Below are 13,028 nucleotides of genomic sequence, written 5' to 3' on the forward strand. Positions count from 1 at the left end.
ACGTTCTGCCGTCCCTGGCGGGTGGTCCGGCCGTCCTGACGGGACGGTCCGGCCGGACGCGCGAGATCCCCGCCCTGGGAACCAGGACGGGGATCTCGGCCGCCGGACGTCAGCGGTAGTAGTCGGGGAACTCCTGCTCGGGAGTCGGCCGCGGGCGCGGGGCGGGCCTGCCGCCCGGCTCGGGCGCGCCGTAGCCCGGCCACCCGGCGGCCGGCGCCGGCGGCTCCGGCCACGCGGCCTGACCCGGCTGGGTCATCGCGGGGCTGGTGAAGTCGCCCGTCTCGTACGCGTAGGACTGCCCGGGGACCTGCGCCGGAGGCGGCGCAGACAGCACGTCGTCGTAGGCCGACACCGCGCGGGCGGGCGCCGTCGGGGTGCCGGTGACGGGCGACGGGCCGGTCAGCGCGTCGGAGTCGTCGGCCACCGCCCACCCGGCGCGCACCTCGTAGGAGGCGGGGTAGGCCGGCTGCTGCGGCTCGAAGGCCGGCCAGGAGCCGCTCGGGGTGGAGGCGGGGCCCGGGTCGTCGAGGATGTCGGGAGAGGCCGCCCAGGAGCCGGACGTGGTGCCCGGGGAGGAGATGCCGGAGGAGGCGCCGGGAGGGGCGGGCCATCGGGAGTCGAGCGGGCCGGTGGAGCCCTGGGCGGAGCCGCCGTTGTAGGCCGGGAACGGGTCGCTGGTCGGGGCGCCGTGGATGGGGGAGGCGGGCACGGCGGTGAAGGCGCCCGTGGAGGCGGCGCTCGTGGCGGGGAACGAACCGCTCGACGGCGAGGCCGCGGCCGGGAAGGAACCGCTCGACGGGGAGCCCGCCGCGGGGAAGGAGCCGCTGCCCGGGTAGGAGCCGGTCGGCTCGGGGCGGGCCGGCGGCACCGGCTGGGCGCCCGCGCCGAGGATGGACAGCACGTCGGCCGTCGGGGCCGCGAACGTCATCGTGCGCTGGTCGGCCAGGTCGGCGCTGGAGCGGGCGGGCCGCTGCACCGGCTCGACCAGGTCGGCCAGGCCCGAAGCGGCGGCGGCCGGAGCCGGGGCCTTGGCGGGCCGCTGCGGCAGCGGCGCCTGCACGGTGGCGGCGTTGGGGTCGGCGGCGACGGGCTCGCGCTTGGCCCGGCGCGAAGGACGCTCCGGGCGCCCGGCGGGCCGCTCGGCGGCGGGCCGGTCAGCGGGCCGGTCAGTAGGACGGTCGGCGGCGGCGGGACGCTCGGCAGGACGGTCGGCGGCGGGACGCTCGCGCTCGACCGGCCGGGAGGCGCCCTTGCGCGCCGCGACCGTGCCGCCCGCGCCGAAGCCGCCCTCCTCCGCGTCGCTGCGGATGTTGGCCCAGAACTCCTCGTCCTCGTCGTCGGAGTGCGGGTTGCCCCACTCGTCGACGCCACGCTTGCCACGCTGACCCGTACGCACCGGTTTGGGCTTCGGCTCGTCGATCGGGCTGAAATCCGGGCTGAACTTGCTCATCCGCGGCTCGTGCGCGGCGAACTCGTCCGTCGACCGCGCGTGCGTCTTCTCCTCCTTCTCGGCCATCTCCTTCAGCCGTTCGGGAGGGAGAGAGCTCTCCCGCCGGTTCATGGAACGCATGCCCAGTGCCACGACGACGAGCACGAGGAGCACGACAGCGACCAAGCTCACGATAACCGCGGTCATTGCACCACCCTCAAAGCCATGGCCTCCCTGTGGCACCGGTGAGATCGCGCGGCCATCGACGCGATCTGCCCCCTTTGATCACCAGCGCCTAACAATTGGATCTGATTCTGGCGGACTACGACGAGCGTTGTCACACCCTAAGTGAAGAATTGGTAACCAGTACTACCGACTGCTTCCGGGCTGTCACTCAATGTCGACCGCCGTGAGCCGTCCGCGGGCAATGGTCTTGTCCGCGATCTCCTTCAAGATCGTGGAAAGCGGAGCGTCCTTCTCGGACTCCACCTTCCCGCTCAGTGTGTAGACACTGAAACGGTAGCTGCCCTTGTCGTCGCACGGGGGCTGATAGCCCGTCTTCCCTCCGGTGACCACCGCCTGACCCGAGCCCTCCGGCGGGCTCTCCGAGGCCCCCGGCCCCAGCTCGGTCGTGGTCGCCGGGATGTTGTAGATCACCCAGTGCACGGCAGGCTCGGCCTGGGTGTGGGAGTCCACCACGATCGCGATCGACTTCGCGTCGGGCAGCGGACGGCTCGACCAGCGCAACGCCGGGCTCCCCGCGGTGCCCTTGCAGGAGTGCTGGCGAGGCAGCGGCTTGCCCTCGCGAAGATCAGGCCCGGAGACGTTGATCCGCGCGATGTCGCTGGCTTCGGACCTTCCGAAGACGGTGGCGCACCCGGACAAAGCGAACGCGCTCGCCACCGCTGTCACCATGACGGCGATGCGTCGCACGCGTCCAGCCCTGTTACGCAGCCCCATGCCGGATGATGCTACGCGCGTCTCGGCGGTGCGCCGACCGTTTCGCCAGGGTCGGTGGCCGGTGGAGGGCCCGAAATCCGCCACAATCGAGGGATGGAGCGGGACACCAGCATCACCTTCGCCGTCCTCGGCCCGCTCGAGGTCCGGCGAGACGGCGAGCTCGTCGAAATCGCGGGACGGCGCCTGCGCACCCTCCTTGGCCTGCTCGTTCTCGACGCCGGCCGGACCGTTCCAGTCGAACGCCTCGTCGCCGGGATCTGGGACGACCGCGAACCCGCCGCCGTCGCCAACGCCCTCCAGGCGCTCGTCTCCAGGCTCCGCACGGCGCTCGGAAAAAACTGGGCACGCCAGCTCGTGGTGGCCGATCCGTCCGGGTATCGGCTGATCGCGGATCCCGATCAGGTGGACGCGCGACGCTTCACCGTCCTCGCCGGGCAAGGGCACGCCGCCCTCGCCGCCGGCGACCCCCGCACCGCCGCCGCCCTCCTGCGCGAATCCCTCGCCCTGTGGCGCGGCCCCGTCCTCGCCGGCCTCCCCGGCTGCGCCGCCGGCCCCGCCGCCCACCTGGAAAGCCGCCGCCTGTCGGCCGTCGAGGACCGTATCGAGGCCGACCTGCTCCTCGGCCGGCCCGCCGGCCTGCTCGACGAACTCGCCGGCCTCCTCGCCGCCCACCCCCTCCGCGAGCGCCTGCACGCCCAGCGCATGCGCGCCCTCCACGCCGCGGGCCGCCGCGTCGAGGCCCTGGCCGCGTACGAGGAAGCCCGCCGCACCTTCCGCGACGAACTCGGCGCCGACCCCTCGCCCGCCCTCACCTCCCTCCACCTCACCCTCCTCCGCGACGCCCACCCCACCCCGGAAACCACGCACACCCGGGGGAGCATCCCGGACCTCCCGGAAGAGCCCCCCGCCCCGGAAGCCCCCCACCCCGAGAGCCTCCAAACGGAAGCCGCCCGTCCCCCCGGCACCGAGCCACCCCCTCCAGCCCCGCGCCCCTCCAGCCCCACTCTCCGCCCACACCCCTCCGGCGAGGGCGCGCACCTTGCGGAGGGGGCGGCTGCTCACAGTGGTGCCCCCCGCCCAGGAGGCGCAGCCCGTGCCGAGGGGGTGTGGGCGGGGGAGGGCGGATCGGCCCGGGTCGGCGGGGTGGGGGCGTTCGAGTACGAGGGGGGCAAGCGGGGGAACGTGCGGGCGCGGTTGACGAGCTTCGTGGGCCGGGAGCAGGATCTCGCCTACACCGCAGGGCTGGTGGGCGGGCATCGGCTGGTGACGCTGATCGGTCCAGGCGGGGCGGGGAAGACGCGGCTGGCCACGGAGGTGGCCGGGAGAGTGGGGCTGCCCGACGGGGTGTGGCTGGCCGAGCTCGCGCCCGTACAGGACGAGGCGGGCGTGGTGCAGAGCGTCACGAGCGCGCTGGACGTGCGTGACGCGTTGCCGCAGGCGGCCGGGCTGGGCGTGACGGAGCCGCTGGACCGGCTGGTGGCGGCGCTGCGCGGCAAGCGGCTGCTGATCGTGCTGGACAACTGCGAGCACGTGGTGGAGCAGGCGGCCCGGGTGGCGGACCGGGTGCTGGCCGACTGCCCGGGGGTGCGGATCCTGGCGACGAGCCGGGAGCCGCTGGGCATCACCGGCGAGGTCACCTGGACGCTGCCGCCGCTGGGCCTGCCGCCGGCGGGGACGGGCGCGGACGAGGCCGGCGCGTACCCCGCCGTGCGGCTGTTCGCCGAGCGGGCCGCCGCCGTGCGGCCCGGGTACGAGGTGGGCGCGGACACCGAGGCGGTCGTGGCGATCTGCCGGGCGCTGGACGGGATGCCGCTCGCGATCGAGCTGGCCGCCGCCCGGCTGCGGTCGATGTCCGCCTCGGAGATCGCCTCCCGGCTGGGCGGCGTGGGCCAGTTCCGGCTGCTCAGCAGCGGCAGCCGGACGGCCCAGCCGCGCCACCAGACGCTGCGGGCGGTGGTGGAGTGGAGCTGGAACCTGCTGGACGAGCAGGAGCGGGCGCTGGGGCGGAGGCTGTCGGTGTTCGCCGGGGGCGCCGGGCTGGCGACGATCGAGCGGCTGTACGGGGACGTGCTGGAGCCGCTCACCCGGCTGGTGGACAAGTCGCTCGTGGTGTTCGACGGCGGACGCTATCGGATGCTGGAGACGATCCGCGCGTACGCCCACGAACGCCTCGCCGAGTCGGGCGAGCTGGAGGACGTGCGCCGCAGGCACGCCCATCACTTCACGGAGCTGGCCGAGGCGGCCGAGCCGGGCCTGCGGACCGGCGCGCAGCTCGACCGGCTGGCCGAGCTGACGGCGGAGCACGAGAACCTGACGGCCGCCCTGCGCTGGGCGACCGCCACCGCCACCGACAGCGCCGGCGCCGCCGCGTCCGGCGGGGGAGCGGCGGCGGTGGCGTTGCGGCTGGTCGGGGCGCTGGGCTGGTACTGGTGGCTGCGCGGCCACCGGCTGGAGGGCGCGCTCAGGGCGCGCGAGGTGCTGGAGGCCACGCCCGGCGCGCCGGGACCGGCGCGGGCCCTGGGCCTGGCCGTGTACGTGCTGAACGGGCTCGGCACGATGCTGTCGTGGGAGGAGGCGGGCGAGGCCCAGGCGGAGATCGGCAGGCTCAAGGGCCCGCCGCCGTACCACCCGCTGGTGGCGATGGTGGGGCCGATGTTCGTGATGTTCGGCGCCACCCAGCCGGAGGCCGAGCAGCTCATGGCGGAGATGGCCCGCCACCCGGACCCGTGGGTGGTGGCCGCGGGGCAGTTGTGCGGCGGGCTGGCCCACTACGCGGCCGGGCGCATCGAGGAGGGCGAGCGCGACTACCTGGCGGCGCTCGACGGCTTCCGCGCGGCCGGTGACCGCTGGGGCGCCGGCACCGCCCTGGCCGGCATGTCGGACGTCCTCCTGCTGCGCGGCGAGAGCACCCGGGGCATCGCCGTCATGCGGGAGGCGCTGCGGGTGATGGACGAGCTGGGCGCCCAGGACGACACCGCGTACATGCGGGCCAGGCTGGCGCTCGGGCTCAACCACCTGGGCCACCGGGCGGAGGCGGAGGAGATGCTGCGCGAGGTCGTCCGGCTGGTCACGGAGAACGGCGACCAGGTGGGCGAGGCGGGCGTGGTGGGCGCGTGGGGCGAGTTCGCCCGCCAGGACGGCGACCTGGCCACCGCCCGCGAGCTCTTCGCGCGGTCCGCGGAGATCATGGAGCGGGCGCGCGGGGTGCCGCTCCAGATGGTCTCGGCGGTCAACGCCTCCCGCGGCCTGCTGTCCGTACAGGAAGGCGATCTTCCCGAGGCGCGGCGGCTGGTGGCGCTCGGGCTGGAGCAGGCGGCGCAGTCGGGCGACGCGCAGCTTATCGGCATCGCGGTCATCGCCTGCGCCGCCGTCGCGCTCGCGGCCGGGCGGGCCGAGGACGCCGCCGCGCTGCTGGGCGGGGCCGAGGCGGTCAAGGGCATCGCCGCCGTCGTGGACTTCGACCATGTACGGATCACCGGCGACACCGAAGCCGCGCTCGGGGCGGCGGAGTTCGGCCGCCACCTCGCGCGCGGCCGCCGGATGGACCGGGACGCCGTCATCGCCCTCGCCCTGCGGGTCTGATCCGCGAGACCCGGAACCGGGCTCGCGGGAGCCGGTCAGAGGCGGGTGCGGAAGACCCTGATGGCCAGCGGCGCGAACACCACCACGAAACCCGCCGACCAGAGCAGCGACACCAGCGCCGGGGAGGCCACCTCGCCGCCGATCATCAGCCCGCGGATCGCGTCGGACAGGTGGCTCACCGGGTTGACGTCGGACCACGCCTTCAGCCAGCCCGGGAACGTGTCGGGCGACACCAGCGCGCTGCTGGTGAACGTCAGCGGCATCATCACCGAGAAGGCCACCATCTGCACCTTCTCCGGGCTCGACGCCTTGAGCCCGATCAGCACCGACATCCACGACATCGCCAGCGCCACGATCACCAGCAGCGCCAGCGCGCCCAGCAGCCCGGCCACGCCGGTCGTCACCCGGAACCCGAGCGCCATCCCGAACCCGACCAGCAGCGCGAACGCCCACACCTGCTTGAACGTGTCGGCGATGACCCGCCCGGCCAGCGGCGCGGTGCGCGCGATCGGCAGGCTCCGCAGCCGGTCGAAGACGCCCTTGGTGATGTCGGTGTTGAGCCCGATCGCCGTGGACAGCGTGTAGAACAGCGCGTTCTGCACGAGCAGGCCGGGCAGCGCGAACTGCAGGTAGTCGCCCGTCGAGCCGGAGATCGCGCCGCCGAACACGTACGTGAACAGCAGCAGGAACATGATCGGCTGGATGCTGAGATCGAGCAGCTCCCACGGGTTGTGCTTGATCTGCACCAGGCTGCGCCACGCCAGCGTCATCGTCTGGCTGACCGTGGCGCCGGGGCTCACCCGCCTCGGCGGCGCGGGCAGGGAGGCGGTGGTCGCGGTCATGCGTAGGTCTCCTCGTCGGTCTTCTCCGGCTCCTCGGCGCGGTGCCCGGTCAGCGCCAGGAACACCTCGTCGAGGCTGGACTTGCGCAGCGCCAGCTCGGTGGCCACGATGCCGAGGTCGTCGAGGCGGCGCACGACGGCGGGCACCACGGCCGGGTCGCGCACGGCGGCGGTGACCTTGCCGCCCGCGATCGCCGGGGTCTCCTCCACGACGTCGGTGACGACCTTGGCCACCAGCTCCAGCTGGTGCTCCTCCATCGGCCGCACCTCCAGCACCTGGGCGCCGGTGGTGGCCTTGAGCTGGTCGGAGGTGCCGGTCGCGATCACCTTGCCATGGTCGAAGACCACGATGTCGTCGGCGAGCTGGTCGGCCTCCTCCAGATACTGGGTGGTGAGCAGGACGGTCACCCCGTCGGCCATCAGGCCGCGCACCACGCCCCACAACTCGGTGCGGCTGCGCGGGTCGAGACCGGTGGTGGGCTCGTCGAGGAACAGCACCTTCGGCCGGCCCACCAGGCTCGCGGCCAGGTCGAGCCGCCTGCGCATGCCGCCCGAGAACGTCTTGGCGGCCCGCCCCCCGGCCTCGGTCAGGTCGAACCGCTCCAGCAGCGCCGTCGCCTCCCGCCGCGCCTCGCTCCGGGACAGGCCGAGCAGCCGGCCGATCATGATCAGGTTTTCCACCCCGGTGAGCATCTCGTCGACGGCGGCGTACTGCCCGGTGAGGCCGATCAGCGACCTGACCTGGTGCGCCTGGCGGCCGATGTCGTAACCGAGCACCGAAGCGCGCCCGGCGTCGGGCACCAGCAGGGTCGCCAGGATGCGCACGGCCGTGGTCTTGCCCGCGCCGTTGGGCCCGAGCACGCCGAGCAGCCGCCCGGCCGGCACGGCGAGGTCGACGCCGTCGAGCGCCTTGGTCTCGCCGTAGTGCTTCACCAGGCCTTCGGCTTCAATCGCGTATCCCATGGGCATCACCCTGCCCGACGCCACTGACACTTTGCCCACACGCTCCACCGGCCGCTGACAGATCGCTGACATGGGCGCGAGCCCTAAGCTGGAGTCGTGAACTCAACTGGCCCGCTCCGCGACCCGGCGAACCGCGTCTCGCCCAGAGCCCGCGGGCTCTGGCTGCTGGAGGCGCTGATCGGGTTCGTGCTGCTCGTGGGCGGGTCCATCCTCGTGGGCGGCTGGGTGGGCGGCAGCGGCTGGTCGTGGGTGCCCGGCTGGTTCGCCCGCGCGCCGTGGCTGCTGCCGGTCGTCGTGGGCGTGCTGACGACGCCGTTCCTGGTGGCGGAGCCGTTCGTGCGCTACGCGGTGCACCGGTGGGAGTTGTCGGGAGATGTCGTCTACGCCCGGCAGGGGTTCCTGACCCGGGAGTGGGTGTTCGTGCCGGTCAGTCGCATCCAGACGGTCGACAAGGGACAGGGGTGGATGGAACGGATGCTCGGGCTGGCGACCCTGGAGATCCGCACCGCCTCGCACGCCGGGTCCTCCACGATCAAGGGGCTCGACTACCAGGTGGCGGCCGGGCTCGCCGAAGAGCTCGCCCGCCGCGCCGAGCAGCTCAGGGACGACGCCACGTGACCGGCGCCCCGCCGCCGCCCCCTCCGCCGCCGTCCCTTCCGGAGGGTCCCGCGGGCCCGCCGCCGGAGGGGCCCGGTACGTTCCCGCCGCCCCGGGTGCCGCTCAGGCTGAGCCCCAAGGTGCTGCTCATCGACCCGGTCCGGATGCTGCCGTCGCTGCTCGTGCCGCTCGTCGGCGTGCTCGTCGTGGGCGGCTTCTCCGGCCGGTCCTACCTGTGGGCTGCGCTGGGCCTGGTCGGCACCGTGGTGTTCGCGGTCGTCCGCTGGGCCACGTTCACGTACGAGATCATCGGCGACCGGCTGGAGATCAAGCGCTCGCTGATCAGCCGGTCGGTGCGGACGATCCCGCTCGAACGGGTGCGCGGCGTCGACGTGTCCACCCCGCCCATGCACCGGCTCCTCGGCCTGTCCGTGCTGAAGATCGACACGGGGGCGAGCGGCGGCGACGGCGAGGCCACGCTCGACGGCGTCACCCGCCACGAGGCCGAACGCCTCAAGCCCGTCCTCCTGCGCCGCGCCGCCGCCGCCCGCCACGCGCACCCCGGCCCGGACGCCGCCGGTTCCGGGACGGCTACCGCTGTGCCCGAGGGCGCCCTCGACCCCGCCGGGCCGGGCGCCGTGCCGGAGCGGCCGCACGAGCCGGAGGAGCGCGTCATCACCGCCGTCCCGCGCCGGTGGCTGCTGTACGGGCCGCTGTCGGGGGCCTACCTGCTCACCCCGTTCGCGCTGGCGGGCGGCGCGGTGGGGCTGGCGTTCCAGTGGGGGGACGAGCTCGGGTTCGGCAGGGACGCCGCCTGGACGGCCGGCACCTGGCTCTGGGAGCACCCGTGGCTGCTCGTGGCGATCGCGGTGCTGCTCGTGGTGGCCATGCCGTTCGTGGGCGGCGTGATGTACGCGGTGTTCAACTGGGACTTCAAGCTCAAACGGCGCGACGGCTACCTGGTCGCCGAACGCGGGCTCGTCAACCGGCGCAGCGTGTCGCTCGAATCGCGGCGCGTACGCGGCTACGAGATCGCCGAGGGCCTCGCCGAACGCTGGGCCGGCGTCGCCAGGGCGTGGGCCATCGTGACCGGCCTGGGCGACTCCGAGACGCGCGGCCAGCTCCTGCCGGTGGTGCCCCGGGCCGTCGCCCGCCAGGTCACCAGCAACGCCGTCGGCCCCTACCGGGCGGAGCTGCGCCCCCATCCGCCGGTGGCGCGCAACCGGCGGCTGTTCCGCGCCGTCTTCCCGTGGCTGGCCGTCGCCGCGCTCGCCACCGCGGCCGCCGTGCTGACCGCCTCGCTGATCTGGTGGATCGTCCTGGTGCTGGCCCTCCTGCTGGCCGCCGTCGGGGTGCCGCTCGGGCTCGACCGCTACCGGTCGCTCGGCCACGGCTACGACGGCGAGCGGGTGACCGTCCGCGGCGGGTCGTTGCGGCGTACGCAGGCCGTGGTGGAGCGGCGCGCCGTCGTGGGGTGGCGGCTGCGGCAGACCTGGTTCCAACGGCGCGCCGGCGTCGTGACGCTGACGGCAGGCGTGGGCGCGGGCCGGGGCGGCTACTCGGCCGTCGACGTCTCCGAGGCCCAGGCCAGAACCTTCCCGGCCGAGGTGACGCCCGACTGGCTGGCCCCCTTCCTGGCACCCGTATCCGAGAGGCGCGGGGACCTTTCTGAGCGGCAGAGGGACCTCCCCGAGCGGCACGGGAACGGCCCCGAGCGGCACGGGGACCTCCCCGAGCAGGACGGTGAGAGCTCTGACAGCCCGGACGGCCCGGGAGGGTCCTGAGGGCCGGTCAAGCGGGGCGAGCGGCCAGCCTGGCGGCCACGGGCCGGTCGATGGGCGGCGATGACGGCCGCCGGCCTGGAACGCCTCGTGAGCCCGGACCCCGCCGACGACCTCGCCTTCTTCGACGAGCTGCAACCGTCCTGACCGCGCCCGTTCTTGGTGGATCCGGGGGGGCGAAGGAGGTCGCTTACGGCGGGTCTGCGACCGGGTGGGGCCGTCGTCCAGCTCCACCCGGTCGTCGTTTCGCGCGGATGTGGCGGGTCAGTCCTGGCGGCGGGCGCCGAACATGATCTCGTCCCACGTCGGCACCGAGGCGCGACGGCCCCGCGAACCCTTGCGGGCCTGCCGGGCAGCCGGGGCGGGCGGGGGAGACGGGACCGGCACCGGCGGCTCTTCCTTGGCCGCCGGCTTGTCCTTCGCGTCCTCCTCGCTCGGCCGTGCCGCAGGCACCGGCTTGGGCCCGGGCTTCGGCCCCGGCTTGGGCGCCGCCCCCTTGGCTTCGGCCGCAGCCTGTACGTCAGGCTCGGCGGGCGTGGTGGAGGCGGTGGCCTCCTCGGGCTCGCTTCGCACCTCGGGCTCGGCGGGCTCTTCTGTCTTCGCGGCGGTGGGCTCCTCGGCCTTGGTGGCGTCCGCCTGTGCGGGCTCGTCGGCCTTGGCCGCGACCGGCTGTGCGGGTTCCTCGGCCTGTGCGGGCTCGTCGGTCTCGGTGACGACGGGCTCTTCTGCCTTGGCGGCGGCTGGCTCCGCAGGCTCCTCCGCCTTGGTGACGTCGGGCTGCGTGGGCTTTTCGGCCTCGGTGGACGCGTCGGACTTGGCGACGGGCTCCTCGGCCTTGGCCGCCTCGGGCCGTGCGGGGTCGTCGGCTGTGGTGGTGACCGGCTCGGCGGGCTTGTCCGGCTCGGTGGCCTGTGCGGCCTCGGGCTGGGTGGGCTCCGGGGAGTCCTCGGTCTTCGCGGGCGCGGTGGGCTGCGCGGTGGCGGGCTCCGGGAACTGGGTGGCCGGCTTCTCGGCGGCCTCCGGCGCTGGTTCCGGGGTGGCGGCGGCCTCGGGCGCTGCGGGTTCCGGGGTGGCGGCGGCCGTGGGGGCCTCGTCCTGGGTTGCCTCGGCCGGGGTGGCGGACGGGGCCGGGGCCTCCTGGGCAGGGGGCTTCGGCTGGTCCGCTGTGGTGGGCGGGGTCGCGTCGGCGCGGGCGCTCTCTTCCTGTACGGGGAGAGCCGGGGCAGCGGGGGCCGGTGCCTCCGGGGAGGCGGTGGCCGCCTCGACGGGGGCCGGGGCAGCGGCGGGCGTTGCCGGAGCGACATCCGGCGTTGCCGGGGCGGCATCCGGTGTTGCCGGTGCGGTGTCCGGGGTGGCGGGAGCGGCTGCCTCGGCGGCCGGCGTGGGCGTGGGCTGGGACGGCGTTGCGGCAGGCTCGGAAGTGGTTGCCTGAGGCGCGGTGGTGTCGCCGGTCGCCGGTGAAGGCTCCGGGGTGGCGGGCTCGGTGGGCGTGGCAGCCAGCGGGGCCGGGGCCGGCTCCTGGGGGGCGGCCGGTGCCGTCGCGGGCTGGGCCTGCGCGGGAGCCTCGGTGTCCGGGGCTGGGATGTCGGCGGCCGGGGGAGCCGCAGCGGCGGCGGCGGGCAGGGACGGGACGGGAGTGTCCTCGGGCTGCGCGGAGGACGGTGAGGCCGATGGCGGCAGGAAGGAGGGCGCCGACGACCTGTACGGCGACGGCGTCTCAGGCGACCGGCTCTCGGCAGGCGGCCGGGGTTCGGCAGGCGACCGTGACTCGGCGGGCGCGTACGGCTCGGCCGAGGGCGACGACGCGGCAGGAGACGACGCGGCAGGCGACGGCGGCGCGGCCGGTGGCGGGGTGAAGGAAGGCTGGGGGTCGGGGTCGCGGGTGGGGCGGGGGGCGTAGAAGGACTCGGAGTCCGTCGCCCGTGACTGGCCGAAGTCGGGCAGCCAGGGTGAGGAGCCGGCCCGGCGGTGCGGGTCGGCGGGGCGGGTCTGGCCGGTCTCCCGGGCGGGGTCGCGCGGCGGCTGCCGGTCGAACGGCGCCTCCAGGGCGGGCTCCGGATCGGGCTCGTTGCGGATGACCGAGGGGAACGGCAGCGGGTCGGAGGCCAGCGGCGGCACCGGCTGGAGCTTGGCGACGCGGGGCGTGAAGGGCGTGACCGTGGTGTCCTCGGTCACGGGGTCGGGGTCGAAGTCGGCGGACGACAGGCGCAGCGCCTCGTCGTCGTGCGGGGTGACGTGGCGGCGGCGCGGGTCGAAGAGCCATTCGGCGTGTCTCGTGTGACCGTTCCACACGTAGCCGAGCTTGACCCGCCACAGGCCGTCGTCGCGCTTGGCGGAGTCCCAGTCGATCTCGTCGGTGGGCACGCCGCGGCGGTTGAGGCGCTCGGCGACGAGCTCGCCGAGGGTGGGGCCGGGCGAGGACTCGCCGGGCATGCGGACGGTGACGCGCTGGGCCTGCTGGGCGACGTACTCGCGCTCCTGGAGGACCGGGCCCTCGAACCAGCGGACGCGCTCGACCGGGATGCCGGCGGTCGCGGCGATCTCTTCCGCGGTCTCACCTGCTCGGATGCGGGCCTGGATCTCCTTGGGACGCAACGGGCTCTCCACTTCGATCTCGTACTGGCCGAGACGGGAGAAGTTGCCGCGGACGGCAGCACGGAGCCGGTCGTCCACGGGGAGCGTGAAGCGTGTACCCCGTCCGGCAGTCGCCAGCACGAGGTAGGTGCCGTCCTCACTCACCGCGACGAGTCGGAGCTCCTGCATGCGAGTCCCTTCGTCAGCGTCGCCATTCTTCCCCCGGACCCTTGAGTCTCTCGCGTGTGCCGGTTGCCTGCCAGCACCGTACCCGGCATGTCCGAACATCGCCTTCCTGGGA

The 13,028-nt window shown here is 74.7% G+C and carries 8 protein-coding genes; 3 read left to right on the plus strand and 5 right to left on the minus strand.

Annotation, left to right across the window (positions count from 1 at the left end):
- Nucleotides 1-109: 109 nt before the first annotated feature.
- A complete protein-coding gene (locus ACBI99_RS09565; RefSeq protein WP_375072119.1) occupies nucleotides 110-1,621 on the minus strand; it encodes a hypothetical protein in 1,512 nt (503 codons plus the stop codon).
- A gap of 198 nt (nucleotides 1,622-1,819) precedes the next feature.
- Nucleotides 1,820-2,389, minus strand: coding sequence for a YbhB/YbcL family Raf kinase inhibitor-like protein (locus ACBI99_RS09570; protein ID WP_357591592.1), 570 nt, complete (start codon nucleotides 2,387-2,389; stop codon nucleotides 1,820-1,822).
- Nucleotides 2,390-2,482: 93 nt separating this feature from the next.
- On the opposite strand from ACBI99_RS09570, the gene ACBI99_RS09575 reads away from it, so the two are divergent.
- Complete coding sequence (locus ACBI99_RS09575) at nucleotides 2,483-5,971, plus strand: BTAD domain-containing putative transcriptional regulator (RefSeq protein WP_375072120.1); 3,489 nt, start codon at nucleotides 2,483-2,485, stop codon at nucleotides 5,969-5,971.
- Nucleotides 5,972-6,006: 35 nt separating this feature from the next.
- On the opposite strand, the gene ACBI99_RS09580 is transcribed toward ACBI99_RS09575, so the two are convergent.
- Nucleotides 6,007-6,813 (minus strand): ABC transporter permease, encoded by an 807-nt coding sequence (locus tag ACBI99_RS09580; protein ID WP_219507727.1) that lies wholly within the window; start codon nucleotides 6,811-6,813, stop codon nucleotides 6,007-6,009.
- The gene (locus tag ACBI99_RS09585; protein ID WP_219507728.1) at nucleotides 6,810-7,775 is read right to left on the minus strand and encodes an ATP-binding cassette domain-containing protein; all 966 of its coding nucleotides are present in this window, start codon (nucleotides 7,773-7,775) and stop codon (nucleotides 6,810-6,812) included. The genes ACBI99_RS09580 and ACBI99_RS09585 overlap by 4 nt, the downstream gene beginning before the upstream one ends.
- A gap of 96 nt (nucleotides 7,776-7,871) precedes the next feature.
- On the opposite strand from ACBI99_RS09585, the gene ACBI99_RS09590 reads away from it, so the two are divergent.
- Both ACBI99_RS09590 and ACBI99_RS09595 read left to right on the plus strand, forming a co-directional pair.
- Nucleotides 7,872-8,393, plus strand: a complete 522-nt coding sequence (locus tag ACBI99_RS09590) for a PH domain-containing protein (RefSeq protein ID WP_219507730.1) — start codon at nucleotides 7,872-7,874, stop codon at nucleotides 8,391-8,393.
- 95 nt (nucleotides 8,394-8,488) lie between these two features.
- A complete protein-coding gene (locus ACBI99_RS09595) occupies nucleotides 8,489-10,156 on the plus strand; it encodes a PH domain-containing protein (RefSeq protein ID WP_375072121.1) in 1,668 nt (555 codons plus the stop codon).
- A gap of 261 nt (nucleotides 10,157-10,417) precedes the next feature.
- Here the strand turns inward: ACBI99_RS09595 and sepH are convergent, their stop codons facing one another.
- A complete protein-coding gene (gene sepH / locus ACBI99_RS09600) occupies nucleotides 10,418-12,916 on the minus strand; it encodes a septation protein SepH (protein ID WP_375072122.1) in 2,499 nt (832 codons plus the stop codon).
- Nucleotides 12,917-13,028: the final 112 nt, after the last annotated feature.

Origin of the sequence: Nonomuraea sp. ATR24 (assembly GCF_041950485.1) — a bacterium.
Lineage (GTDB): Bacteria > Actinomycetota > Actinomycetes > Streptosporangiales > Streptosporangiaceae > Nonomuraea > Nonomuraea ceibae.

Excerpts from the sequence above, each read along its gene's own strand:
- ACBI99_RS09570 (WP_357591592.1), bottom strand. The coding sequence starts at position 2,389 with ATGGGGCTGCGTAACAGGGCTGGACGCGTGCGACGCATCGCCGTCATG.
- ACBI99_RS09575 (WP_375072120.1), top strand. The coding sequence starts at position 2,483 with ATGGAGCGGGACACCAGCATCACCTTCGCCGTCCTCGGCCCGCTCGAG.
- ACBI99_RS09580 (WP_219507727.1), bottom strand. The coding sequence starts at position 6,813 with ATGACCGCGACCACCGCCTCCCTGCCCGCGCCGCCGAGGCGGGTGAGC.
- ACBI99_RS09585 (WP_219507728.1), bottom strand. The coding sequence starts at position 7,775 with ATGGGATACGCGATTGAAGCCGAAGGCCTGGTGAAGCACTACGGCGAG.
- sepH (WP_375072122.1), bottom strand. The coding sequence starts at position 12,916 with ATGCAGGAGCTCCGACTCGTCGCGGTGAGTGAGGACGGCACCTACCTC.